This window comes from Streptomyces sp. W1SF4 (assembly GCF_003950035.1).
GTDB lineage: Bacteria > Actinomycetota > Actinomycetes > Streptomycetales > Streptomycetaceae > Streptomyces > Streptomyces racemochromogenes.
Window position 1 is genome coordinate 1,021,104 of record NZ_CP034350.1, and the last position, 22,837, is coordinate 1,043,940.

General features: G+C 70.0%; 25 protein-coding genes and 2 pseudogenes. 15 read left to right on the top strand and 12 right to left on the bottom strand.

Annotated features, from left to right (window positions below):
- Positions 1 to 793: 793 nt before the first annotated feature.
- A pseudogene (locus D1J60_RS04905) lies at positions 794 to 1,053 on the bottom strand (PRC-barrel domain containing protein).
- 712 nt (positions 1,054 to 1,765) lie between these two features.
- Between D1J60_RS04905 and D1J60_RS04910 the strand changes: the two are divergent.
- The 8 genes and pseudogenes from D1J60_RS04910 to D1J60_RS37915 all read left to right on the top strand — a co-directional run bounded on the left by D1J60_RS04910 (position 1,766) and on the right by D1J60_RS37915 (position 7,556).
- Positions 1,766 to 2,173 (top strand): DUF393 domain-containing protein, encoded by a 408-nt coding sequence (locus D1J60_RS04910; protein WP_125820271.1) that lies wholly within the window; start codon positions 1,766 to 1,768, stop codon positions 2,171 to 2,173.
- 872 nt (positions 2,174 to 3,045) lie between these two features.
- Positions 3,046 to 4,239, top strand: coding sequence for an ice-binding family protein (locus D1J60_RS04915; RefSeq protein WP_125820272.1), 1,194 nt, complete (start codon positions 3,046 to 3,048; stop codon positions 4,237 to 4,239).
- A 134-nt stretch (positions 4,240 to 4,373) separates the two neighbouring features.
- The gene (locus D1J60_RS04920; RefSeq protein WP_241253147.1) at positions 4,374 to 5,093 is read left to right on the top strand and encodes a DUF5819 family protein; all 720 of its coding nucleotides are present in this window, start codon (positions 4,374 to 4,376) and stop codon (positions 5,091 to 5,093) included.
- A gap of 130 nt (positions 5,094 to 5,223) precedes the next feature.
- A complete protein-coding gene (locus tag D1J60_RS04925; protein WP_125823869.1) occupies positions 5,224 to 6,231 on the top strand; it encodes an HTTM domain-containing protein in 1,008 nt (335 codons plus the stop codon).
- Between the two features lie 159 nt (positions 6,232 to 6,390).
- Positions 6,391 to 6,684: pseudogene (locus D1J60_RS04930) on the top strand (MerR family transcriptional regulator).
- 213 nt (positions 6,685 to 6,897) lie between these two features.
- Positions 6,898 to 7,101 (top strand): cold-shock protein, encoded by a 204-nt coding sequence (locus D1J60_RS04935; RefSeq protein WP_048475199.1) that lies wholly within the window; start codon positions 6,898 to 6,900, stop codon positions 7,099 to 7,101.
- 51 nt (positions 7,102 to 7,152) lie between these two features.
- On the top strand, positions 7,153 to 7,398 hold the full coding sequence (locus tag D1J60_RS04940) for a hypothetical protein (protein ID WP_125820273.1): 246 nt from the start codon (positions 7,153 to 7,155) through the stop codon (positions 7,396 to 7,398).
- Between the two features lie 56 nt (positions 7,399 to 7,454).
- Complete coding sequence (locus D1J60_RS37915) at positions 7,455 to 7,556, top strand: DUF6126 family protein (RefSeq protein ID WP_241253530.1); 102 nt, start codon at positions 7,455 to 7,457, stop codon at positions 7,554 to 7,556.
- Between the two features lie 160 nt (positions 7,557 to 7,716).
- Here D1J60_RS37915 and D1J60_RS04945 read toward each other — a convergent pair whose 3' ends face one another.
- The 6 genes from D1J60_RS04945 to D1J60_RS04970 form a co-directional block, all read right to left on the bottom strand.
- Positions 7,717 to 8,052: a metalloregulator ArsR/SmtB family transcription factor gene (locus tag D1J60_RS04945; RefSeq protein ID WP_054225130.1), complete on the bottom strand. Its 336-nt coding sequence runs from the start codon at positions 8,050 to 8,052 to the stop codon at positions 7,717 to 7,719.
- 235 nt (positions 8,053 to 8,287) lie between these two features.
- The gene (locus tag D1J60_RS04950; protein ID WP_125820274.1) at positions 8,288 to 8,698 is read right to left on the bottom strand and encodes an STAS domain-containing protein; all 411 of its coding nucleotides are present in this window, start codon (positions 8,696 to 8,698) and stop codon (positions 8,288 to 8,290) included.
- Positions 8,699 to 8,713: 15 nt separating this feature from the next.
- Positions 8,714 to 9,139, bottom strand: coding sequence for an ATP-binding protein (locus D1J60_RS04955; protein ID WP_241253148.1), 426 nt, complete (start codon positions 9,137 to 9,139; stop codon positions 8,714 to 8,716).
- A complete protein-coding gene (locus D1J60_RS04960; RefSeq protein WP_241253149.1) occupies positions 9,136 to 9,558 on the bottom strand; it encodes a pyridoxamine 5'-phosphate oxidase family protein in 423 nt (140 codons plus the stop codon). Before D1J60_RS04960 ends, D1J60_RS04955 begins: the two co-directional genes overlap by 4 nt.
- Complete coding sequence (locus D1J60_RS04965) at positions 9,555 to 11,210, bottom strand: SulP family inorganic anion transporter (protein WP_125820275.1); 1,656 nt, start codon at positions 11,208 to 11,210, stop codon at positions 9,555 to 9,557. Before D1J60_RS04965 ends, D1J60_RS04960 begins: the two co-directional genes overlap by 4 nt.
- A 74-nt stretch (positions 11,211 to 11,284) precedes the next feature.
- Positions 11,285 to 11,626: a metalloregulator ArsR/SmtB family transcription factor gene (locus D1J60_RS04970; RefSeq protein ID WP_125820276.1), complete on the bottom strand. Its 342-nt coding sequence runs from the start codon at positions 11,624 to 11,626 to the stop codon at positions 11,285 to 11,287.
- Between the two features lie 208 nt (positions 11,627 to 11,834).
- On the opposite strand from D1J60_RS04970, the gene D1J60_RS04975 reads away from it, so the two are divergent.
- Complete coding sequence (locus tag D1J60_RS04975) at positions 11,835 to 12,194, top strand: zinc ribbon domain-containing protein YjdM (protein WP_125820277.1); 360 nt, start codon at positions 11,835 to 11,837, stop codon at positions 12,192 to 12,194.
- Between the two features lie 403 nt (positions 12,195 to 12,597).
- On the opposite strand, the gene D1J60_RS04980 is transcribed toward D1J60_RS04975, so the two are convergent.
- Together D1J60_RS04980 and D1J60_RS04985 are read right to left on the bottom strand one after the other, a co-directional pair.
- Entirely contained in the window at positions 12,598 to 13,068 is a 471-nt protein-coding gene (locus D1J60_RS04980) for a pyridoxamine 5'-phosphate oxidase family protein (protein WP_125820278.1), read from the bottom strand.
- 56 nt (positions 13,069 to 13,124) lie between these two features.
- Positions 13,125 to 13,409: an SHOCT domain-containing protein gene (locus D1J60_RS04985; RefSeq protein WP_125820279.1), complete on the bottom strand. Its 285-nt coding sequence runs from the start codon at positions 13,407 to 13,409 to the stop codon at positions 13,125 to 13,127.
- 182 nt (positions 13,410 to 13,591) lie between these two features.
- Here D1J60_RS04985 and D1J60_RS04990 point away from each other — a divergent pair, with 182 nt between their 5' ends.
- From D1J60_RS04990 to D1J60_RS05000, 3 genes are all read left to right on the top strand, one after another.
- The gene (locus tag D1J60_RS04990; protein ID WP_125820280.1) at positions 13,592 to 14,056 is read left to right on the top strand and encodes a cyclic nucleotide-binding domain-containing protein; all 465 of its coding nucleotides are present in this window, start codon (positions 13,592 to 13,594) and stop codon (positions 14,054 to 14,056) included.
- A gap of 30 nt (positions 14,057 to 14,086) precedes the next feature.
- Complete coding sequence (locus D1J60_RS04995; protein WP_125820281.1) at positions 14,087 to 14,758, top strand: CBS domain-containing protein; 672 nt, start codon at positions 14,087 to 14,089, stop codon at positions 14,756 to 14,758.
- Between the two features lie 79 nt (positions 14,759 to 14,837).
- Complete coding sequence (locus tag D1J60_RS05000; RefSeq protein ID WP_125820282.1) at positions 14,838 to 15,539, top strand: response regulator transcription factor; 702 nt, start codon at positions 14,838 to 14,840, stop codon at positions 15,537 to 15,539.
- Positions 15,540 to 15,739: 200 nt separating this feature from the next.
- On the opposite strand, the gene D1J60_RS05005 is transcribed toward D1J60_RS05000, so the two are convergent.
- From D1J60_RS05005 to D1J60_RS38600, 3 genes are all read right to left on the bottom strand, one after another.
- A complete protein-coding gene (locus tag D1J60_RS05005) occupies positions 15,740 to 17,470 on the bottom strand; it encodes a GAF domain-containing sensor histidine kinase (RefSeq protein ID WP_125820283.1) in 1,731 nt (576 codons plus the stop codon).
- 240 nt (positions 17,471 to 17,710) lie between these two features.
- Positions 17,711 to 18,574: a universal stress protein gene (locus tag D1J60_RS05010; protein WP_125820284.1), complete on the bottom strand. Its 864-nt coding sequence runs from the start codon at positions 18,572 to 18,574 to the stop codon at positions 17,711 to 17,713.
- On the bottom strand, positions 18,571 to 19,479 hold the full coding sequence (locus D1J60_RS38600; RefSeq protein ID WP_125820285.1) for a universal stress protein: 909 nt from the start codon (positions 19,477 to 19,479) through the stop codon (positions 18,571 to 18,573). Before D1J60_RS38600 ends, D1J60_RS05010 begins: the two co-directional genes overlap by 4 nt.
- A 257-nt stretch (positions 19,480 to 19,736) precedes the next feature.
- Between D1J60_RS38600 and D1J60_RS05020 the strand changes: the two genes are divergently transcribed.
- From D1J60_RS05020 to D1J60_RS05030, 3 genes are all read left to right on the top strand, one after another.
- Positions 19,737 to 20,396 (top strand): CBS domain-containing protein, encoded by a 660-nt coding sequence (locus D1J60_RS05020; RefSeq protein ID WP_164720838.1) that lies wholly within the window; start codon positions 19,737 to 19,739, stop codon positions 20,394 to 20,396.
- Positions 20,397 to 20,426: 30 nt separating this feature from the next.
- A complete protein-coding gene (locus D1J60_RS05025) occupies positions 20,427 to 21,296 on the top strand; it encodes a universal stress protein (protein ID WP_164720839.1) in 870 nt (289 codons plus the stop codon).
- Between the two features lie 490 nt (positions 21,297 to 21,786).
- A complete protein-coding gene (locus D1J60_RS05030) occupies positions 21,787 to 22,776 on the top strand; it encodes a nitroreductase (RefSeq protein WP_125820286.1) in 990 nt (329 codons plus the stop codon).
- Positions 22,777 to 22,837 lie beyond the last annotated feature (61 nt).

The window sequence follows — 22,837 nt, forward strand, 5'->3', positions numbered from 1 at the left end:
GCCCGCAGGGCCTCGGCTCCCAGCGGCGGGCACCGGCGAGATGCCGATGACCGAGCGGATCCGCTCCGGGGCGTCCAGCAGCATCAACTGGGCCGCCTTGGCGCCCATGGAATGACCGGATGACCGAGAAGGGCTCCCAGCCCAGATGGTCGGCCACGGCCAAGGCATCCTCGGCAACTTCCTCCATCGTGAACGCACCGTCGGCGCCGATCGCCTCGCCGTACCCGCGGCAGTCCAGGAACGCGTAACTGAACGCGTCCCCGCTCAGGTGCTCGCGCATCGGGTCGAAGCCCGACCGGTCGCCGAACCAGCTGTGCAGCAGAAGGACCCGCTCGGAGCCGGTACCCACCACGTCGTGCGGAAGGACCAGTCCTGTCACAACATTCCCTGCGCAACAGGTGATCGCGTACGGTCACCGGCGATCAAGTCTTGCGACCTCCACCAGGCTGTGCAACGCGACCCCGCCCGCACGCGTTGTACGACGAGCGCGGAGGGGAGTTGCCGGCGTCACCTGAAGGAGAGCGCCGACGCGGTGGATCGGCGCCCAGCCGCAGTGGTGAGGTGTAGGACGTCGCGGCCGGTGCTACCGAAGGCGGCGACGATTCGAGGACCGGGAACGTCGTACGGCCATGAACCCCAGGTCGGCCACGACGAGCACGATGGGGCGATGACGAGGAGATAGAACAGGCCCGTCCATCACCGCGCCGATGAGGCCCAAGACGAAGGCCACAAGCAGCAGCGACAAGAAGATCACCAATCGCCGAACACCTCCTCCGATGTCGGGCTGGGGCGCTCAGCGGCGCGCCGGTCGGCGTTCGCCGCCGACGCCAGGCTGATAGGGCACGCCGTAGTGCTTGAAGATCGCTTCTTCCTGCTTGGCGGGCAGGATGTCGTCGGTGCCGATGGCCGGGTACTCCTTCACGACTGCCCCGGCGTGCGCGACCTTGACGTGGCGGTGTCCGCATAGACCGCTTCCAGAGCGCCGATCCGGTGCCCTTTCGTGTCGAGGACGTCACAGTCGCGCCAGTCCCGTACATCGGCTGAACGGATCATGTCTCGCCCCCCTAAAACGCGACGACGGTGATACAACGACCCCGGCACATTCACACGCCGGGGTCGCCCTTCCGGACGCCACACGTGAGAGTGCGACGACCTACTACCAGGATATGCCCCCTGGCGACCCTCCGGCAGTGGGGACTTTGTCCCGCCGATACAGGCCGGTCGATCGACATGGATTTAGCGCACCTCGATCGAGAGGCTCGCGACGACGATCGTGGCCACTCGGGCCGTCGTTTACGACGTCGATCGGGTCGTGGAATCCGGCGGACCGCAGTCCCACCCAAGCCACCACAAGCAGGCGGCCAATCCGAGACGGGGCACCAGTTGAGCGGTCCACATGACAGTCTTCCTGTCATGACTCTGCCGCCCTGGGAAGACGGCGAGTATTACCTGCGAACGACCTGTGTGCGAAGCGATGACGCTGCACTTCAGAGCAAGCTCGTCCAGCAACCTCGCCCAGAACAGCCAGATACCGCCGCGACACCCTCCCGGGGCCTCGCCGCCGTCCCCGTCGTGGCCTGTGCCCGCCCATCAGGAGAAGAAACCGCCCATCGTCGGCTTCGACGGCCTGCAGGAACTCCCGTCGTTCGAGGCACTTGCGCCCTTCGTTAGACGAAACGACAAGTTCAAGGCATCCCTGAAGCGCCCGCAGATCCGGACCCGGCGGCCGCTTCCGGGGACGTACCGTAAGACAAGGAGATCCACCATGGCCGAACGGCCGACGCTGCTGTACGACGGCGACTGCGGATTCTGCACCCAAGCCGTCAACATCGCCTTGCGCCTGCTGGATCCCGACGCCGTCGTCACCCCCTGGCAGTATGCCGATTTGGACGCACTGGGCGTCACCGCCGAACGAGCCGACCGGGAGGCCCTTTGGATCGAGCCCGGTAGGGCCGATGTGCACGGCGGCGCGGAGGCGGTTGCGCAGCTGCTCAAACAGGGCCCGCGCCGGCCCTGGCGGCTCGCAGGGCAGGCCATGACGCTGCCCCCGATCAGCTGGATCGCCCGGCTCGTGTACCGGGTGGTGGCCCTGAACCGGCACCATCTACCGGGGGGCACGGTGGCCTGTTCCCTGCCTGCTCATCTGCGATCTGCCGCGCGTGATGGTGCATGACAGCGAACCCGCCAAAGCCTGAAGACGACACAGTGATCGTGGCCACCAGCTGCGACGGGGACATCGTCACCGGGCGACCCCGGGCCCCTGCCGACCACTGAGATGGCGTCACAGCACTGCGCCCTGAGCGCTCCGGGCGCAGTGCTGGGAGTCACCGGCGTGGGCGGCGTTGCCCCCCCCGCACGACCACGGGGTCCTTCAAGCTCCTTGCAGAGGGGCCCGCTGTGGAGATCCTCGCCGATGCACCTGGGGCCCTTGGACCGGCGGGCGCGTGGTGACGGCCCCGCCCCACAAGTCCAAGAAGAACGCTCCGTCGTATGGACGAGGCGGGGTCTCGCCGGGAACAGCACTTTCGGTCGGAGCAGGTCCAGAGTCTTCTCGGTGCACCGGTGGGAGTGTGCGCCACTCGCCCCATCCGGCATCGGAGGGTCGAAGAGGTCGCTTTGGTGCGCGAGCATGGTCCAGGCAGGTAAGGGACATATTGATGGGCGAATGCTTCCACCCAGGTGACGGTACGGTGCGGGTTTCCTTGTCGCCGCCACGCCCACTCACTCCAGATCTCGTCGAATCACTGGAATGGCGGAACTTTCACATGTGTGCCGGGGTGGGATTGTCGGACTGATTTGAGGCCGAGTGCCCACATAGGGGTAATGACACCCCTACGCCCGGGCATGACATCGGATGACCATCCATATGAACTCAGATATTAAGGGCGCATACTACGGCGCTCCGTCCTCAATCACGGGCCTCGCCCTGCCGCTTGAAATCGGTGCACCCAATTGCCCGCGTAATATGCCATCTCACTAGTACGGCTTCCCGGGCAATCGGTTAGGGCCCGGCACGCCACGGCCCCCACAGAAAATGGCCTCTCGATGAAGCTGAGATTTCCTCAAGCGGCTCGACTCCGTCCTCTGTCCGGCTGGCTGGCCTCGGCCCTTGCCGCAACAGTTGCCGCTGCGATGGTCGCCACGACGTCGACGCCGGCGTCGGCCATCGCAACACCCGTACCTCTGGGCACGACCGCCAGTTACTCCGTTCTGGCAGGTCAGGGAGTCACCAACACCGGCCCCTCAGTGATCAGCCACGATCTCGGGACGCACCCGAACCCGGCCATCACCGGGTTCCCGCCCGGCCTGGTGCTCGGTGCCGTGCACGCAGCGGACGCTGCGGCCCTCCAGGCCAAGAGCGATCTGACCGTGGCGTACAACAATGCGGCGGGTCAGGCCCAGGACTTCGCACTTGCGGCGGGGATCGGCGCGGGCCAAACGCTGCTTCCGGGCGTCTACAAGGCTACGTCCGGTGTCGGACTCACCGGCGACCTGATCCTGAACGCCGGGGGAGACCCCAACGCGGTGTGGGTGTTCCAGATTCCGGAAGCCCTGACGACGGCATCCTCCAGCCGGGTCCTGCTCACGAACGGCGCTTCGGCGTGCAACGTGTTCTGGCAGATCGGGAGTTCGGCGACCCTCGGTACCGACTCCACCTTCGTGGGCACCATCATGGCTCTGACCTCGATCTTCGTGACAACGAGGGCGAACATCGAGGGCCGGGCGCTGGCCCGTAACGGCGAGGTGACGCTCGACAACAACCGGATCTTCCTCGGGACGTGCGCGACCGGCGGCACGGGTGGAACGACGACCGGCACCACGACCGGCACCACGACTTCGGGTGCGACCTCGGGCGTCCTTGGCGGCGTGCTCGGTGGCGTGACGACGGGAGGCGGTCTCCTGGGCGGCCCGATCGCCAGCCTCGTGACGGGCGGCACCTCGGGGAACATCTCCGGCAACACCTCGGGGAACGTCGCGGGCAATACGACGGGAGCGAGCACCGCGGGGAGCACCACGGGCGGTAACACCACCGGTGGAAGCATCACCGGCGGGAACGTCACGGGCGGGAACGGCGGCAAGCCCGGCCACCAGCACGGCGGCAAACCCGACCACGAGCACGGCGAGGGACCCGGCAAGCCCGACCACGAGCACGGCGAGAAGCCCGGCAAGCCGGGCTACGGCGAGCACTACGACCACGACTACGGATACGGCAGCAAGCCCATGAGCACCGAGGGCTAGCCAGCGGACTGCACGAGGTCCGCTCGTCGGACAGCGGCGCGCGGCGGAGCCCTTTCGACTCCGTCGTGCGCCGCCGCCGGATCCAGCGGGAAACCAGACGCGAGCAGTTGATACGAGAAAGACAGGGTGGGCTGGTGTCGAGCAAAATTGAATCAGCGGCCGTGAAGGAACTCCGGGTGTCCGATTCTGATCCGGACCCCCGGGCACGTCGCGATGAAGCGGCCACGCCGTGCCGGCGACCCCGGCGTTCCCGTCAACTGGCAGCGGTACTGCGCACCGTCGTGGCCCTGTGCCTGGCGACGACTGTGACCCATGTGGTTCTGGTGTTCCTCCACGTGGCTCCCCCCAATGCCGTCTCGAAGCGGTACGGCCCACAGATCAACGCATGGGTGTACCCCCTCTTCGAGCAGAATTGGCGGCTTTTCGCCCCGGATCCCGACTCCGTCAACCGGCGCATTCTCGCGAGAACCGCACGCACTGCCCCGGACGGTGCGACTCAGGTGAGCAGCTGGGTCGATCTGACATCCGTGGACAATTCCGCAGTCAAACACAACGTGTTCCCGAGCCATACGACACAGAATCTCTTGCGCCGCGCCTGGACCTCCTACGTCGACACGCACGGCGCAGACGACAGGACAGACTCGGATCGCGCCGTGATGATGCAGAAGTACCTGCGCAACATCGCTGCGGACCGGGTCGCCGCCCACGACCAAGGCGCCACCTTCGGCTTCATCCAGCTTCGTGTCCTCACGTTGCCCGTCGCCGCGCAGGGCGCAGCAGCTGGCAACCGCCCGCCGACGCCCGCCGAAGAGCGGCTTCTTCCCTGGTGGAAGGTGACCCCCCGTGGGAACTGAGCACATCACCCAGCCCCCCTCCACGGCAGCTGCATCGGGGGGCACCGCCGACCGGAGAACCACGGGCGCAGCCCAGCGGTTCGTCGCACTACTGACCGGCCGGCCGGTGTCCCTGTACGCCGTGTCGGTCATGCGCGCCGGCTACGGAATGCTCTACCTGGTCTTCCTTCTGCGTGAATTCCCGCACCGTCACGAGATCTGGGGCCCCGGCTCCCCGTGGACGCCCGCGCTTGCGGAGCAGCTCTTCGCACAGACGGGCTGGAACAGCATCCTGACCCTCTCCGACAGCCCGGCCTACTTCGAACTCTGCTATGTGACGGCCCTCTTCACCTCCGCGCTGTTCATGCTGGGGTGGCGGACCCGCGCCATGTCCGTCCTGTTCGCCATCGTGGTGACCTCGTTCCATGCAAGAGCGATCTTCATGACGGACGGCGGCGACAATCTGATTCTGCTGATGGCCGTCTATCTCGTCTTCACCGCGTGCAGTCGCCGCTGGTCCCTGGACGCACGCAGGAACCGTCTCAAGACGGCTCGTGCGGGCGACGATCCCGAACGGGCGAGAAGATTCGCTTCGCCCCGACTCCGTCAAGCACGGAGCACCTTGACGACGGTCGTGCACAACTGCGGCATCTTCGTCATGGCGGCAGAGGTCTGTTTCCTCTACGGGTCAGCCGGCCTGTACAAGGTCCAGGGCGCTTCCTGGGTCGGCGGCACCGCCCTCCACTACGTCCTCAACCTCGAACTCTTCCAGCCCTGGCCCGCGCTCTCCCACCTTGCGGACGACTACGCGGTCCTGATCGCGGTCGCCAGCTACGCGACGGTACTCCTGCAAGTGGCCTTCCCGTTCGTGCTCTTCGGCAGGCTCAAGTACCCGGTTCTGGCCATGTTGCTGGGGATGCACGTCGGCATCGCGGTGGTCATGGGGCTGCCTCTCTTCTCCGGAGCGATGATCGTGGCGGACGCCGTGTTCCTCCCTGACCGCTTTTACACCTCCCTGGCTCACCTGTGCCGCCGCGCGACACGGCGAACCGGCGCGTCGCGGCCGGTGTCCCGGGGGCCGGGATCCGGATCGGTACCGCAGCAGGGCAGGACCGGCCTGCCCGGCTCGCGGCAGCGCGCTGCCTCCCCTCGCACATAGCGATGACCGAACGCCTACCGGGCGGCCCGGGGCCAGGGCCCCAGGCCCGTCTCGACTGCGAGCTGCGGCAGTGCAGCCAGGCGGGGGACGCACGGCTATCAAACGACAGCAGACGACTCATTCGGCCATCTCGATGACGACGGCTTCCCCGCCTACACCATGGGCCGGGCCGCGGAAATGCTCGGCACCACCCAGAGCTTCCTCCGCGCCATCGGCGAAGGCCGCCTCATCACCCCGCTCCGCTCCGCCGGCGGACACCGCCGCTACTCCCGCCACCAACTGCGCATTGCCGCCCGCGCCCGGGAACTCGCCGACCAGAGCCCCCATCGAGGCCACCTGCCGCATCGTCATCCTCGAGGACCGGCTCGAAGATGCCAGCGCCTCAACGCTGAATACCGCCGCGCCGCCGAACCCAGCTACCGCAGCCTGAGGTGGGTGCGCCAGTATGGGTAGACCCGCACGCACGTCCAGGGCCTGACGCGTGGTCGTTGCCCCTGGGACAGGGCGTGTGGACGTGTACCGTCTGCGTCAGCTGTCGTGGTTCGGAAATTCCCCTTGCCCACACCCTCGGCGTGGGCGTTTTGCTGTGCTGTGCCGCAGGAACCAGGGCGATCACCTCTGCCTTCCGCAGCAAGCGGGAGGCGTCATCGACTGGAGGCATGTGACATGGCTACGGGAACTGTGAAGTGGTTCAACGCGGAGAAGGGATTCGGCTTTATCGCCCAAGACGGCGGCGGGCCGGACGTCTTCGCCCACTACTCCGCGATCAACTCCTCGGGCTTCCGCGAGCTCCAGGAAGGCCAGACCGTGACGTTCGACGTCACCCAAGGCCAGAAGGGTCCGCAGGCCGAGAACATCACCCCGGCCTGACTCTTCCCACCCACCTGCGGACCAATCAGCGTTCGGCGTGCGGGCTGCCTCATGCAGCCCGGCCCGAACAGCTGGTCGCCGGACTTGTCCGGCGACGTCGGCAGGATCCGAGGCGCACGCGATAAGGGCCGTAACGACCACTTCGCCCTGCTGGTGGTCCCCCCGGACACCACCGCCGACGCCGCCCACGAGGCGATGGCCCGCGCCGTCCGCGCCGACAACATCACGCAGGCCACTCAGATCCTCATCGCCACCACACCCGAACCTGAGGACGGCCCCGCCGACGCGGCGGGCTGACCCCGAATCCTCAGCGGCCGAGTGGTCTAGTGGTGCGCCGATCAGAGCCCCTCGTCGTGCAGGTCCTCCTCGCGCAGAAGATCTACATTTTCGGCACGCACGTGTTCGCCGGGTTCATCTGGCTGCTGTTCTACCTGGGGCAGCACGCCCAGAAGTGATACCGGGACCGAATGGGATCCAGGCGCGCCCGGAGTGCGGGTTCGGCATGGGAGAGAGCGGCCGCCTTCCGGTGTCAGAAGCGCGTTGAACCCGCACTAACGGAAGACGGCCGCCGCATGTGGGGGCGGGCCCCGCAGGGCCGACACCGTGGAGCACCGCTCAGGCGTGGCGGCCGGCCTTGAGGTCGGCCAGGAGTTCCGCCTGGCCTTCCAGAACGCCGGAGAGGATGCCGCGGGCGACCCGCAGGAGCTCGGCGATCTGGGGATGGGTCAGGCTGTAGTAGACGTTCGAGCCTTCGCGGCGGGTGACCACCAGGTTGGCCTTGCGCAGGACGGCCAGCTGCTGGGAGAGGCTAGCGGCCTCCACCCCGACCTCGGGCAGCATCTCGGCGACCGCGTGCTCGCGTACGGCCAGGAGCTCCAAGACGCGGATGCGGACCGGGTGCCCCAGCGTTTTGAAGAACTCCGCCTTCAGCTGGTACAGCGGCGTGCTCACCGGTGTGCCTCTCCCCTGACTGCCCATCTCATCCACCCAGAACCGTTCCTTCGTAGGGGCATCCGTTCGCCCCTCTTCACACGTTGCGACCTCCACAATTGCAGATCCCTGCAACTCGCGGGACCTGGCAGGGCGTCTTCGTGACCTTCGACTCCCCAGAGCGGGTCCTTCGCGGGTCAGGACCTCTTGAGGAACTCGGTCTTCAGGACCAGACCCTTGGATGGTGGTGCTGGTCTCAGATGAGGGCGGATGCCTCGGGCGACTGCTCGGCGGGCCAGTCATCGGTGGCCCACTGCCTGACCGTCCCGCGTGCTCCGTGGGCGGCCAGAGCGGCGGCGAGGTCGCAGTGGACGGGCACGGGCGGGCAGGTCGCATCGGGGACGAGCGAGCCGTCGGCGGGGATCGCGGCGAGCTCCAGTCGGCGCCCGCTCTCGCCGAGACGGCGGGCGGCCTGGGCGACGGCGATCTGCCCGCCGGCCGACCAGCCCAGCAGGCCGGTCAGATCGAGGATGACCGGTCCGGTGCCCCGGGCGAGCGCCCAGCCGATCGCTCCGGTGAACCGGTCTGTGGCCTCCGCGCCGAGATACCCGGCCAAGGACAGCACGCCCAGGTCCTGACGGGTGGTGTAGCGCCATTCAATCGTCATCGTCAGCTCCTCGGTTCACAGGGGAAGGGTGATCCAGATGGCCTTGCCACGCCCGTCCGCATCCGCCCGTACGACAGCGGTGCCGCCGAGCTCCATCGTCATCTCCACCACCATGGCCAGGCCGCTGCCCGGCGCGGTGCCGAGCGCACCGAACAGGGCAGGCTGGTAGGGGTGGCGGTCGTGGACGGCGAACGCAAAGGCCCCGGGTCCGTGGGCATAGGTCACGGTGATCATCGGTGAGGACCCGGCGGCGTGACGGACGGCGTTGGTGACCAGCTCGGCCACGATCAGCAACGCCGGCCCCACGCTCGGATGCCGCAGGCCCACCCCGCATTCCACGAGGACCAGCTCGGTGGTCTCCCGGGCGATGCGCACGGCCGAGCCCGTGGTCGGCACGTCCAGCACGTGCCGGTAGGGCATCGCCTCGGCCCGGACGCTCACCGGCCCGCCCCCGAGACCGTACGGGCCAGACGGAACCCCGACACGGACTGCGGGTGCAGGCGCAGCAGGGTGTCGTGCGGGCCGTGGCTCCAACCGGGCAGGGTGCGCCGGTAGTGGGCGGCCTCGTCCGGGTCGGCGATGACGTCAGCCGGCCCGTGAGCGCTGACCGTCCAGCCGGTGCCGGCCGAGCTGCGGATCTCGTCCACCTGGTAGGTCAGTAGCGCCCGGCCGGGAATCGTGGCGGCCTGCACGGGGGCTCGGACGACGAGCCGCCCGTACTCCATCACGTGTGCGGCGGGGCGGACGACGGCCACCTCCCGCTGGACGTAGACGAGGCGGCCCCGGGCGGAGCCTTCAAGGAGCCACAGGGCCTCGGTACCGGAGACCTCGATCATGCGCAGGTCGGCGGGGACGGTCATCGTGAGGCCTTCCGGATGCGGTGCGGTCGGTGATGCGTACGGGGCAGCAAGCCCGCCTGCTCCAGGTACTTACGGGCGCCGGCGATCGCCTCGGGAGTGGTGGCGTACTCGCGGCCCTCCAGACGCAGCAGCTCCAGGGCGCCGACGGCGTCCAGGGCCTGGCGCTGGCCGGGGCGGATGCCGGAGGTCATCACGGCGATGCCGCGCCGGTTCAGCTTCTCCACCGCGTCCTTCAGGACGAGGGCGCCGGTGGCGTCCAGGGTGGTCACCCTCGCCATGCGCAGGATGACCACCTTGACGTCGGCGACCCCGGAGAGTTCGAGGAGGAAGCGGTGGGCGCCGGCGAAGAAGAGGGGTCCGTCGATGCGGTAGGCCACGATGTGCTCGGCCAGCAGGGCGTGCTCTTCGTCGCTGTGCTCGCCAGGCAGATCCGGGCGGAAGTCGACCTGCTCCATCTGCGCCTGGCTCGCCACCGCCCTCAACGCCAAGCCACCCGCGACGACGAGCCCGATGACCACCGCGTACACGAGGTCGAGGAGCAGCGTCGCGGCGGTGGTCAGGACCAGGACGACAGCGTCCGAGCGGGTCGCCTTCGCCATCGCGCGCAGCGAGCCGACCTCCACCATCCGGATCGCCGTCGCCAGCAGCACCCCCGCCAGCGCGGCGAGCGGGATTTTCGAGACCAGAGGAGCGGCGGCGAACACGATCACCCCGAGAACCGCGGCATGGGTGAGCGCGGCCAGCCGGGAGGAGGCGCCCGTACGGACGTTGACCGCGGTCCGCGCGATCGCGGCGGTGGCTGGTACGCCGCCGAACAGCGGGGCCGCCAGGTTGGCGACGCCCTGCCCGAACAGCTCCTTGTCCGGATCGTGCTGCTGCCCCACCGTCATGCCGTCCGCCACCGTCGCCGACAACAAGGACTCCAGCGCGGCGAGCGCGGCGACCGCGACCGCCGGGGCCAGCAGCGACCCGAACGCGGACACGTCGAGGAAGGCCAGAGACGGGGCGGGAAGCCCGGAAGGCAGGTCACCGATCGGGGCCGCCGCGTCGAGCTGGAAGAGCTGGGCGACCACGGTCGCGGCGATGACCGCGACGATCGAGAACGGGACCGTCGGCTTCCACCGCGCCCCGGCCAGCATCACCGCCGCCACACCCACGGACAGGCCGATCGCCGTCCAGTTCGGGAACGCCACGAATTCCACGACGGCCCGCCACGCCACCAGCAGGACCTTCTCCCCCTCCGGCTTGTCGACGCCGAGCGCGTTGGGTATCTGCTGGAGGCCGATCACGCACGCGATCCCGAGGGTGAAGCCCTCCACCACCGGAGCCGGCACGTACCGCATGTACTGTCCGGCCCTCAGCAGCGCGAGACCGATCAGAAGCACCCCGGCCATCAGACCCACGGTGAGGACGCCGCCGGGCCCGTACTGGGCGACGATCGGCACCAGGACCACGGTCATCGCCCCGGTCGGGCCGGATACCTGGAGGTTCGACCCGCCGAACAGGGCGGCGAGCGCGCCCGCGACCACGGCGGTGGCCAGCCCCGCCTCCGCGCCCAGGCCGGAGGACACCCCGAAGCCGAGCGCGAGGGGAAGCGCGACGATCGCCACGGTGAGACCGGCCAGCAGGTCCCGGCGGGGAGTGTGGGCCATCACCGCATAGTCGGCACGGGCGGGCAGGACAGAGCGAACCCGGCTCACTACGGCCGTCACCGTAGTGTTCACGCTCACGAGGCCGCACCCTCGGACTCGCGCAGTTCCTCGAGCAGCACGCTCTGCCCCGTCAGGACCTCGGTCAGGATCCGCCGCGCCGCCAGCATCAGCTGCGCCACGTCCCCGCCCGCCAGCTGGTAGACGACCGTCGCGCCGTTACGGATCGAGGTGACGATCCCCGAGCGGCGCAGGACCGCGAGCTGCTGGGACAGGGCGGAGGGCTCGACCTCGATCGCGGCCAGCAAGTCCCGGACCGGCATCGGCCCGTCCTGCAGCAGCTCCAGAACCCTGATCCGCACCGGGTGCGCGAGCATCCGGAAGAACTCGGCCTTGGCCTGGTACAGCGGAACCGGCACGGTCTCGCACCCTTCTCACCACCCCGAGCGGGGCAAGCGCCTGGTGTTGTGCCCGCGGCTACCTACGGACACAACATCTGCAGCATCTATGAAATTGCAGACTTTTGCAATTTGCTACTATCGCTACTCCATCGCGCGGGTGCCCGTTGGTCGGCCAGCCGGTCCCCTCCAGGGCGCCCCGCTTCCCGACGTCCAGAAATCTGCGTGAATGAGCGACAACCTTCCTCCATGTCCGAAGTGCTCCAGTGAGTACACGTACGAGATGAACGCGCTGGTGGTCTGCCCGGAGTGCGGCCACGAATGGGTACCGGCCGAGAGCACGGGAGGCGACGCCGGCGACGCCGGGGAGCGGGTGGTCAAGGACGCCGTCGGCAACGTGCTGTGCGATGGCGACAGCGTGACCGTCGTGAAGGCGTTGAAGGTCAAGGGCAGCCCCTCGGGGATCAAGGCGGGCACCAAGGTCCGCAACATCCGCTTGATCGACGGCGTCGACGGCCACGACATCGACTGCCGGATCGAGGGCTTCGGATCCATGCAGCTCAAGTCGGGCGTGGTCAAGAAGGCCTGACCCGCGGATCGCGCACGCAAGACTGCCGTCTCGGCTGCGTGGAGCGCACGACTCCCCTCCGCTCCCCCGCGGCGAGCCTGGTGACGAGCGCCCCCGTAGGCCGACCTCGGTGTCGGCCCGGATTCAGAGCGAACTCGAGGACACGGCGGGCCAGGGCGTCGGAGCCGTCCGACCCATCCGGGACGAAATCAAGGCTCTGCTCTCAGCGACCCGAAGGTGCGGGAGCTGTTCGCCGAGAGCGGGCAGGACCAGTCCGGTGAGGTCGTCCGGACGGGGCAGGGCGAAGCCCGGCAAGCCCTTTGGCACAGCACCGCTGACAGCAATGCCCTGGCCCTCGTCCAGTGCAAAGGATGCGACTGCCGCCGTGGCCGGGGGGCGGAGTCGTGAAGCGCGCGGGCGGCGGCTACGGGCTGCTCGGCAGCAGCCGGAATCCGGTGACGAGGTCGGGCCTGATCCGGATGGCTCCGGACGTGGTGCCCTCGACCCAGGGTTGCAGGAGGCCGGCGTAGCGCTCGATCTCGTGGGGGTCGGTCACGGCGGTGGCGTAGCCGGTGACGACCACGCTCCAGCCCAGGTGGTCAAAGGGCTCGATGGAGTCGGCTTCATAGGCGACGACCACCCCCGTACCCGCATGGGCGCTGAGGAGGGCGGCCAGGGTCGAGTCGTCCTGCACGCGTATGACGATGTCTCCGGCGTCCACGACATGGTTCACCGGGCGCACCGCGGGCAGGGCGTTGCGCGTGAAGACGACCCGGCCCACTTCGACCGTGTCGAGGAGTGCCAGCGCCTCGTCCGTCTCCATCTCCTCCGCTCGACGTACGGGTCTGGCAGCGGACAGCTGACCGGCGGGCTGACCGGACGAGCGGCTCTTCATCGTGGGACCCTTCAGTCGAGCGGGGGCGGGCATGCCCGTTCCCCGCTGTCGGCATCTCAACGGGGCGTCGGCCCCGCGGCATGGCTCCGCAGCACGGCGAGCCGCCGCTTGTACTCCTCGTCGTCGATCTCGCCCCTGGCGTACCGCTCGGCGAGGAGCGGCTCGGCCCTGGTGGAGGCAGTTCCCGCAGCCGGACGGGGTGCCGCTCGTCCGGCCGCACCATCGCGCTTGAGGGTCCGGACCACCAGGACAGCGACAGCGGCGATCAGTCCCCAGACGATGAGCGTCGTGAAGGACATCGCGAACCAGTCCCAGGCACCCATGTGATCGTTCCAGTACATCGCGCACCTACCAGATATGGAGGGACGGGGCGACGGTGTCTCTCGGCCGTCTGCTGCCAGGATCCCCGGCAAGTCGGCACGGGGGCGTGGGCCGGTCGGGCCCCGGAGGGGGCCATAGGGCCCCTGCCTGGGAAAGGCCGGCCAGCGAAGACTGGAGGCGGACTCGAACCTGGAGGCCGTCCATGAGCACTTTCTCCCCCACCCGCATCGCCGCCGCGCTGCCCGCCGAATACCGCTCGCGCCTGATGGAGCTGGCACGGGAGGTCAACTTCGCCGAAGGGACCCGCCTCTTCCGCGAAGGCGGCCACGCCGACCGGTTCTGGATCGTCCGGTCGGGCAGCGTCACCCTCGACGTCCACGTGCCCGGCCGGCGCGCGGCCGTCATCGAGCACCTCGGCGCCGGCGAGCTCGTCGGCTGTTCCTGGCTGTTCAAGCCGCACACCTGGCGCCTGGGCGCCGAAGCCATGACCCTCGTCCGCGCATACGAGTTCGAAGCCGAGCCCGTGCGGATGCTGATGGACGCCGACCCCGGCTTCGGCTCGGCCATCGGGCACTGGGTCGGGCAGGTCCTCGCCCGTCGGCTCCAGGCCGCCCGGGTCCGCCTGCTCGACCTGTACGCGCCGTACGGCAGCGGCAGCTACCTCTGACCCCACCCACCGCACCCCGAGGAAACCGCCATGTCCGCATCCCGCCACACCGTCAGTGACGTCATGACGCACACCGCCGTCGCGATCGGACGCGAGGCGTCCTACAAGGAGATCGTCGAGCTCATGCACCAGTGGAAGGTCAGCGCGCTGCCCGTCCTGGAGGGCGAGGGCCGTGTGGTCGGGGTCGTATCGGAGGCGGACCTCCTGCCGAAGGAGGAGTTCCGGCGCACCGAGCCCGTGCTGCCCGACCAGCTGGAGGAGGCGTCCAAGGCCGGCGGGGTACTGGCCGAGGAGCTCATGTCGAGCCCGGCCGTCACCGTCCATCCGGACGCACCGGTCGCCGAGGCGGCCCGGATCATGGCCCGCAAGCACGTGAAGCGCCTGCCCGTCGTGAACGATGTCGGCATGCTCGAGGGCGTGGTGAGCCGCAGCGACCTCCTGAAGGTGTTCCTTCGCCCCGACGAGGAGCTCCGGGAGGAGATCCGTCTGTCGGTACTGCCGGAGCTGACGCCTGGCGTGACGCTGGACTTCGTCGTCCAGGACGGTGTCGTCACCCTGCGGGGACCGGTACGGGACCGTGCCCTGATCCCCCTGCTCGCGCGGGCGATCCGCGCGGTCGAAGGGGTCGTGGACGTCCGGATGGATCTGGAGGGCGCTCTTGGCACCGCGGCTTGGCCGCCCACCACGTTGGTGTGGCAGTGACCGTCGTGGGGTGAGTTACGCCCCTTCCTGGGATAATTCGGGTGAAGCGCACAGGCCGGACCGAACCAGGGGCGCGACCATGTCCGACGATCCGAATGCCTCGCGCGAGGCGCCGATCAAGGTGTTCCTCCTCGACGACCACGAGGTGGTCCGGCGCGGCCTGCGGGACCTCCTGGACGCCGAGCCGGACATCACCGTCGTGGGTGAGGCGGGCACGGCCGAACAGGCGCTGGCCCGCGGGCCGGCGCTGCGTCCGGACGTCGCCGTGCTCGACGTGCGGCTGCCCGACAGCGACGGCATCACCGTCTGCCGGGAGCTGCGGTCCCACATGCCGGGGCTGGCCTGCCTGATGCTGACGTCCTTCGACGACGAGGACGCGCTGCTGGACGCCATCATGGCCGGCGCGTCGGGCTACGTGCTCAAGCAGATCAAGGGCTCCGACCTGGTCTCGGCGGTGCGTACGGTCGCCACCGGGCAGTCCATGCTGGACCCGGCCACGACCGCCCGTCTGATGCACTCCCTGCGCGACCCGGAGGCCGCGAAGGCACCGGAGGACGCCCGCCTGGCGGCACTCACCGAGCGGGAGCGCGCCGTCCTGGAACTCATCGGGGACGGTCTCACCAACCGGCAGATCGCCAAGCAGCTCTACCTGTCCGAGAAGACGGTCAAGAACCACATCTCCCGGCTCCTGGGCAAGCTCGGCGTGGAACGCCGGGTCCAGGCAGCGGTGATCGCCGCACAGGTCCACGGTCACGACCACAGCGGCCCGGTCGAACGATGAACGCTTTCCGTCCACGTGTGGACGGAAAGAGCCCGCCCGCTTCTCGCGGAACCTGATTGTGCGGTGCACGGCCGTGAGCCGCTTCTCCGCGTCCTTTCAGGGACTCTTTCCGTCACCTTCATGACAGCACGGGTCAACGCGGCCCACCAGGGCCGAACGGTCCCACTGTGGTCCCGTCCGGCCCTGGTGCCGGGCGACATTCACGCCGGTGAGGGGGCCAGCGGTACTTGCCATTCGAGGCGGGTGCCGTGCTCGCCGGGGCCCGGGGAGGCCACGGTCATCCGGCCGCCCAGTTTCTGCGCGCGTTCGCTCAGGTTGCGCAGGCCACTGCGGCGGCCGCCCTCGGGCATGCCGGTGCCGTCATCCGTCACCGCGACGGTGAGGACGCCGTCGGCCGCGGCGATCAGGACCTCTGCGTGCTCGGCACGTGCGTGGCGGGCGACGTTGGTCAGTGCTTCGCCGATCACGGCCAGGGCCTCGTCGGCGACGGCCGGGGGGACGTCGGTGTCGATCAGGCCCTCCATCCGCAGGGCCGGCGCGAAGCCGAGGCAGGCTGCGGCCTCGTCCAGGCCCTGGACGGCGCGGGCGCGGAGCTTGGAACCCATGGCCTGGGTTTCGTGCTCGCGCAGCCCGAAGATGGTGGAACGGATGATCTTGATGGTGGCGTCCAGGTCGTCGACCGCGCGGGCAAGCCGTTCCGAGGCTTCGGGGTGGTCGACGAAGCGCTGGGCGCTCTGCAGGGTCATGCCGGTGGCGAAGAGGCGCTGGATGGCAAGGTCGTGGAGGTCGCGAGCGATGCGGTCGTGGTCCTCCAGCATGCTCATCTGCTCGGCGTCGCGCCGGCGGTCGGCCAGTTCCAGGGCCAGAGCCGCCTGGCCGGCGAAGCCGGGGAGGGCTACAACCTCTGAAGGTGCGAACACGGGACGCCCTTGGCGGCGGGCCAGCATCAGGACGCCGCTGAGCTTCTCCTTCGTGCCGACCGTGACGGCGACGGCAGGCCCGAAGCCCTGCCAGCGTTCGGGCTGCACGGTGACTCGTTCGTCCGTCGCCACGTCCGTCACCGTGATCAGGCCGTCGCGGGCCAGTGCGGCCTCGGCCAGGGTGCCGCGGGTGCTGGGCAGGACAATCCCCCGGTGCGCCTCGGCGCCCTCTCCGAGAGCCAGGGAGCCGCGCAGCTCGCCGCCGGCGCCGAGGAGGTAGACGACGCCCAGGTCGGCGGCGGTGATGTCCTTGGCACGCTCCAGCATTCCCTGGAGGACCTCGTCCTGAGGGGTGCCGGAGAGCAGGGCGCTGGTGATGTCCGCGCCGGCCTCGAGCCAGCGCTCGCGCAGTCGTACTTCCTCGAAGAGGCGGGCGTTCTCGATGGCGATGCCGGCGGCGACGGCGAGGGTGGACAGCACTGCCTCGTCCTCGGGGTCGAAGTCGGCTCCGCCGCGCTTCTCGGTGAGGTAGAGGTTGCCGAATACTTCTTCGCGGACCCGGATGGGCACGCCGAGGAAGGAGTGCATCGGCGGGTGGTGGGCCGGGAAGCCGTACGAGGCGGGATGCTCGGACAGCTCCGGGAGCCGGAGGGGCTCGGGGTGGCGGATGAGCTCGCCGAGGATGCCGTGGCCGGACGGGAGGTCACCGATCTGGGCGCGGAGTTCGTCGCTGATGCCGACGGGGAGGAACTCGGCGAGCTTCTTGTCGTCGCCGATCACGCCGAGAGCGCCGTACTGGGCGTCCACGAGGACGACGGCTGCCTCGACGATGCCCCGCAGCACCTGCGGCAGGTCCAGCTCCCGGCCGACGGACATGACGGCTTCCAGGAGACCGTTGAGCCGGTCGCGGGCTCCGCGCACCTCCTCGATCCGTACCTGGAGCTCGTCGAGGAGCTCGTCCAGGCGCAGCCGGGGCACGCCCTGTCCGGCAGGCCGGTCGCCTGCGCTCATGTCCCACCTCCGGCCGGTGGCAGCAGTGACGGCACTTCTCCGTCCCCTCACACGGTAATCCCAGCACGGCCGAAGGTGCTGGCGGGCCGGTGGCCGTGGCCGTGGCGACGCCCCGGCCTGTACGACGACGGTACCGGCGCTCACCGGCTCGCCCACCGCCCGGGGACGCCGTCGCGCAGGACCCGGGCGTGTGGGGCGGACAGGGCCGGTGCGTCGGTCGCCTGGGTGGTCATCGTCGGCTCAGCCGGTGGGGACGGTGATCACGGGGCAGTGGGCCCGGTGCAGGAGGCCGTGGGTGACGGAGCCCAGCCGCATGCCGGTGTAGCCGCCCCGGCCACGGCGCCCCACGACCAGGGCGAGGGCGTGTTCGGCGGTCCGGGCGAGTTCTTCGACGGGGTGGCCGGTGAGGACCTCGTGGGTGACGTGGACGTCCGGGTACTTGTCCGCCAGGCCGGCCGTGGCCTCGCTCAGCAGGAACCGCTGGGCCTTCAGCGCGACCTCCTCGTCGTTGAGCAGGAACAGTGGCGGCTGCCACACGCACACGACCCGCAGGGCGGCGCCGCGCCGGTCGGCCTCGTCGATGGCGAAGGTCAGGGCGTCGGTGGTGGCCGCGCTGCCGTCGATGCCGACGACGAGGTAGGCCGGCTGCTGGGTGACGTGCTCGGCGTCGCCGACCACGGCGACCGGGCAGGCGGCCTGCGCGGTCACGGGGACGACGGTCGAGCCGGCGCTGAAGAGTTCCGCCGCGCGGCCCAGGTGCCGGGACCCGAGGACGACGAGACGGGCGTGCCGGGCCTGTGCCAGCAGGACGTGGGCGGGGAAGCCGCCGAGGAGGTCGGTGTGGACGGTGACCTCCGGGTGGCGGTCGCCGACCCAGCTCGCTGCCTGGTCCAGCCGGTCGGCGCCGGTGCGGCGCAAGGCGGTCTGATGCGGAGCGTCGTCCACGTGCTGCGTGTCGTGTTGCGGTGGTATCGCCAGCACCAGACGCAGCGGCAGGCGGCGCCGATGGGCCTCGTCGGCGGCCCAGGCCATCGCGAGGTGCCAGTCCCGGACCGGGTCGACGCCGACGACGATGTCACGGGCCTGTTCCCAGGTGGCGGTCATGACGTGCTCCCGGAGTCGCTGCCGAGCCGGGGAATGAGCAGGACCGGGCAGTGGGCGTGGTGCAGGAGGCTGTGCGTAGCCCACCCGAGGCTGGGCCGCAGTCCCAGCGGGGTGGGGGCGCGGCGGCCACCCATGACGAGCAGGTCGGCGTGGCGGGATGCCTCGACGAGGACTCCGGCCACGGAGACGCTCTTCTCCGCATCGGTCTCGATGGTCAGGTCGGGGAACTCGTCTCGGATCGTGTCCGTGATGGCGAGGAGGGTCTCCTCGTGGCGGCCTGCGATCTCGTCCACGCCGTCGAGCATGGGCACCACGGTGCCCATGGACTGGAGCATGGTCCACACGTGCAGCAGGCGCAGTGACGCCTTGCGCAGTTCGGCTTCCCGGGCCGCGTAGCGGGCGCACATCAGGTCGTGCTCATCGCGGACGGCGACGAGGACGGTGCCGCGTTCCTCCGCCCCCTCGACGCCGCGGACGACGATGACCGGGGTCCGGGCGGTCGCCGCGGTGTCCAGGCCGACGGATCCGAGCATGAGGGAGTTGAAGCCGCCCAGGCCCCGGTTGCCCACGACGACCGTGCCGTGCAGGCCGCCCGACCGGTGCAGGCTGGTGACGGCATCGGCGCGGCTGAACTCGGTGGTCACGTTCAGCCCCGGATACTCGGCGGCCACGGCCTTCGCCGTGTCGTCCAGGAGTTCCCGGCCGGCGGCACGGACCCTCTCGATGGTCTCCGCCGACAGGTACAGGGCCCTGCCGTCGGTGTCGGCACCGTGGACGATGTGCAGGGGGCGGCTGCGGCGCACGGCCTCCCCCGCAGCCCACAGAGCGGCGTCGCGCGCCTGCGCCGAGCCGTCCACGCCGACGATGACGGAGCTGGTGTCCGGGGTACGGATGGTGCTTTCCACGGTTCCTCCCAACTGAGAAGCCGACGGGTGTCACCTCTGACGCTGGCACCGCGGAGGGCTGGGAAAGAGGGCCGTCAGGGGCCGCCCGTGGGGCCAAAGGTCCCCATCGGGCCGGCCCGGTCCCGTGCGGCCGGGCGGGAGGGGCCTCCCGGTCCCCGGACGGGACCGTTCGGCCCTCGAAGCCCGCTCCGCCGCGGCGGATGGTGAGTGGCACACACCGGATGCCGGCCACGCCCACGACGCAGCAGGAGGGCTTCATGAACCACATCAAGGTGGCGGACCTCATGACCGACGAGGTCGTCTCCGTTCCCCCGGGGATGGCCGTCAAGGAGGTCGCGAAGGTCCTGGCCCAGTACGACATCAGCGGGGTTCCCGTCCTGGACGACGAGGACCGCGTGGTGGGCGTGGTCTCCCAGACCGACGTCCTGGGCCTCGCCTCACCCGGTCCCCACGCGCAGGGCGCCCCTCAGGCCGCGTCCCTCACGGTCGGCGAGATCATGTCCGCGCCGGCCATCACCGTCCGTGCGGAAGAGACCGCGGCCGACGCGGCCCGGCTGATGACCCGACGCGGTATCGAACGGCTGCCCGTCGTCGATGTGGAGGACCGGCTGGTCGGCATCGTCACCCGGCGGGACTTGCTGCGCATGTTCCTGCGCCCGGACTCGGAGATACGGCGGCGCGTGGCCGACATCCTGGCCGATGTGCTGGCCGTGCCGGCCGGTGACGTCGACGTCCACGTCGTGGACGGCATCGTCACCCTGAACGGCCGCGTGCACCAGCAGAGCCAGCTGCGCTCCCTGCTCGGCCTCGTCGAACGCATCGAGGGGGTCGTGGCTGTCGCCTCGCGCGTCACCGCCGGCTTCGACGACACGGCGAGCACGGCCGTCGGCGGCAGCCACAGCGCGATGTCCTGGTGAGGCGCGGATCCCACGAAGGAGCTCCAAGCCATGAACAAGCACGTGACCGTCGGAGTCGACGGCTCCGCCGAGAGCCGGGCGGCTGCCCGATGGGCCGCGCAGGAGGCCGTCCTGCGACAGGTCCCGCTGCGCCTCGTCCATGCCGTCGACTGGCCCTTGGACCCGGTACTCCCCGGCGTCGGCCGCCAGGACGTGGACCGTTGGGCGGATCAAACGCTGGCCGAAACCTCGGGAGAGCTCCGCCGGCGCCATCCGCGGCTGGAGGTCACGCCCCGGGCGCTCTCGGCCCGTCCCGCAGCCGCCCTGGCCGCCGAGGCTTCCGACGCCGACCTGCTGGTCCTGGGCTCACGGGGCCTGGGCGGACTGGTCGGCTTCATCGTCGGTTCGGTGGCCATGTCCACCCTGGTCGCGACCGACACGCCCGTCGTCCTCGTCCGCCCCACCGACGACCCGGACGGGCCTGACACCGGCTCGGCCGGAGAGATCGTCGTGGGCGTCGACATCCACGAAGCGTGCGACCGGGTCCTCGCCTTCGCCTTCGAGGAGGCGGACCGGCGCGGCTGCCCGCTGCGGGCCGTGCACGCCTGGAAGATGCCGGCCGCCTACACGTACGTCCCCTTCGCCGACGCCGAGAACGAACGGGACATCGACCGGAGCATCACCCAGATGCTGGACGACACGCTGCTTCCCTGGCGGCACAAGTTCCCCGATGTCGCCGTCACCCCGACGGTGTTCAGAGGGCCTGCCGCCGAGCGGCTCGTCCCGGCGAGCGAGGGGGCGCAGCTGGTCGTCATCGGCCGACGTCTGCGCCGCTCGCCCCTCGGCGTGCACCTGGGCTCGGTCGCCCACGCGGTCCTGCACCACGCCGCCGCCCCCGTCGCCGTCATCGCCCACGACTGACCCCCGCACCCACCACGTCCACCCCATGCCCCTGGGAGGAAGGCCATGAAGCGCCTGCGCACCGTGGACGACGTCATGACACACGCCGTGGTCTCCGTCGACCGGGAAACCGCCTGCAAGGACATCGTCGAGATCCTGCGCATGTGGCACGTCAGCGCCGTGCCCGTGACCAGCGGGGACGGGCACGGCCGACGTCGTCTCGGAGGCCGACCTGCCGCTCACCACGCAGAACGAGGCCGCTGCATCCCGCGACGTCACCGCCGGGCAGTTGATGACGCGCCCCGCCGTGACCGTGACGAAGGACGCCACGATCGCCGGCGCGGCCCGCCTGATGGCCCGGGGCCACCGTCCGGCTCTGCCCGGCGGCTGCTTCCACCGAGCCCACGCGGGAGTCCCGAACGGCGTCATCACCCCACGCGGTGACGCACCACGTCGCATCACCGGTGGCCGTCGTCACGCACGACTGACACCACACGGACAGGAACGAGCCATGACCACAGACCGCATCGACGCCGACATCGCCGAAGTGCTCGTCGGGGACGCCGTCATCGCACCCTCGATGCACAACGCCCAGCCCTGGCGGTTCGTGTTCCGCCCCACCACCGGTGTCATCGAACTGCACGGCGACCCGGAACGGGCGATGAAGCGCACCGACCCCGATCACCGCGCCCTCCATATCGGCTGCGGCGCAAGCCTGTTCAACTTGCGCGTGTCCGCGGCGTGGAACGGGATCGGGGTCACTGTGGGCCTGCTGCCCGACAGCCCCGACCCCTGGCTGCTGGCCACCGTCGTCCTCGGCACGCCGACGACTGAAGACCGCGAACTCGCCGCGTTGCACGACGCACTCCGCCACCGGCACACCAGCCGCCACCCCTTCAGCGACGAAGCCGTTCCGCCACCTCTGCTGGACGGCTTGCGAGCAGCCGCCCGGCTGGAAGGCTGCCGCCTGACCATCCCCGACCGCTGGCACACGGAGGCCGTGCTCTCACTCGTACGGGACGCGGAGCACCACGAGGAGATGGATCCGCCGGCCCAAGCGGAGACGGACGCCTGGACCACTCATGCGCAGGGCTCGGCGCCCACTCCGAGAAGCGACGGCATTCCCGCCGCGGCTTTCGGCCCACGGAGCGCCGGCCCGGCACCCGTACGGGACTTCGGCCGGGCACGCCCGGTCCCGGACCGCGGATGGGCCGTATTCGAGGAGCACCCCCAGCTGGCCCTGCTGTGCACTCCGAACGACACCGCGGCCGACTGGCTGCGTGCCGGCCAGGCGCTCGAGCGCGTGCTCCTCCAGGCCACCGCCGACGGCCTCGCCACCTCGATGACCTCCCAGCCCCTGGAATGGCCGGAGCTGCGCTGGGCGGTCCGCGATCCGCTGGTCTCCACGGGCCACGTCCAGATGGTCCTCCGCCTGGGCTACGGCCCCTCGGGACCGGTCACGCCGCGCCGCCCCGTGACGGAGGTCCTGGAACTCCGGTGAGACGGTGGTGGTGCGGAACGGCACCCGTGCACGAGGAGCCGGTCGGCCCCTCGTGCACGGG

Excerpts from the sequence above, each read along its gene's own strand:
- D1J60_RS04910 (WP_125820271.1), top strand. The coding sequence starts at position 1,766 with ATGGCCGAACGGCCGACGCTGCTGTACGACGGCGACTGCGGATTCTGC.
- D1J60_RS04915 (WP_125820272.1), top strand. The coding sequence starts at position 3,046 with ATGAAGCTGAGATTTCCTCAAGCGGCTCGACTCCGTCCTCTGTCCGGC.
- D1J60_RS04925 (WP_125823869.1), top strand. The coding sequence starts at position 5,224 with ATGCGCGCCGGCTACGGAATGCTCTACCTGGTCTTCCTTCTGCGTGAA.
- D1J60_RS04935 (WP_048475199.1), top strand. The coding sequence starts at position 6,898 with ATGGCTACGGGAACTGTGAAGTGGTTCAACGCGGAGAAGGGATTCGGC.
- D1J60_RS04940 (WP_125820273.1), top strand. The coding sequence starts at position 7,153 with ATGCAGCCCGGCCCGAACAGCTGGTCGCCGGACTTGTCCGGCGACGTC.
- D1J60_RS04950 (WP_125820274.1), bottom strand. The coding sequence starts at position 8,698 with ATGACGATTGAATGGCGCTACACCACCCGTCAGGACCTGGGCGTGCTG.
- D1J60_RS04960 (WP_241253149.1), bottom strand. The coding sequence starts at position 9,558 with ATGACCGTCCCCGCCGACCTGCGCATGATCGAGGTCTCCGGTACCGAG.
- D1J60_RS04965 (WP_125820275.1), bottom strand. The coding sequence starts at position 11,210 with ATGGCCCACACTCCCCGCCGGGACCTGCTGGCCGGTCTCACCGTGGCG.
- D1J60_RS04975 (WP_125820277.1), top strand. The coding sequence starts at position 11,835 with ATGAGCGACAACCTTCCTCCATGTCCGAAGTGCTCCAGTGAGTACACG.
- D1J60_RS04980 (WP_125820278.1), bottom strand. The coding sequence starts at position 13,068 with ATGAAGAGCCGCTCGTCCGGTCAGCCCGCCGGTCAGCTGTCCGCTGCC.
- D1J60_RS04985 (WP_125820279.1), bottom strand. The coding sequence starts at position 13,409 with ATGTACTGGAACGATCACATGGGTGCCTGGGACTGGTTCGCGATGTCC.
- D1J60_RS04990 (WP_125820280.1), top strand. The coding sequence starts at position 13,592 with ATGAGCACTTTCTCCCCCACCCGCATCGCCGCCGCGCTGCCCGCCGAA.
- D1J60_RS04995 (WP_125820281.1), top strand. The coding sequence starts at position 14,087 with ATGTCCGCATCCCGCCACACCGTCAGTGACGTCATGACGCACACCGCC.
- D1J60_RS05000 (WP_125820282.1), top strand. The coding sequence starts at position 14,838 with ATGTCCGACGATCCGAATGCCTCGCGCGAGGCGCCGATCAAGGTGTTC.
- D1J60_RS05005 (WP_125820283.1), bottom strand. The coding sequence starts at position 17,470 with ATGAGCGCAGGCGACCGGCCTGCCGGACAGGGCGTGCCCCGGCTGCGC.
- D1J60_RS05010 (WP_125820284.1), bottom strand. The coding sequence starts at position 18,574 with ATGACCGCCACCTGGGAACAGGCCCGTGACATCGTCGTCGGCGTCGAC.
- D1J60_RS05020 (WP_164720838.1), top strand. The coding sequence starts at position 19,737 with ATGAACCACATCAAGGTGGCGGACCTCATGACCGACGAGGTCGTCTCC.
- D1J60_RS05025 (WP_164720839.1), top strand. The coding sequence starts at position 20,427 with ATGAACAAGCACGTGACCGTCGGAGTCGACGGCTCCGCCGAGAGCCGG.
- D1J60_RS05030 (WP_125820286.1), top strand. The coding sequence starts at position 21,787 with ATGACCACAGACCGCATCGACGCCGACATCGCCGAAGTGCTCGTCGGG.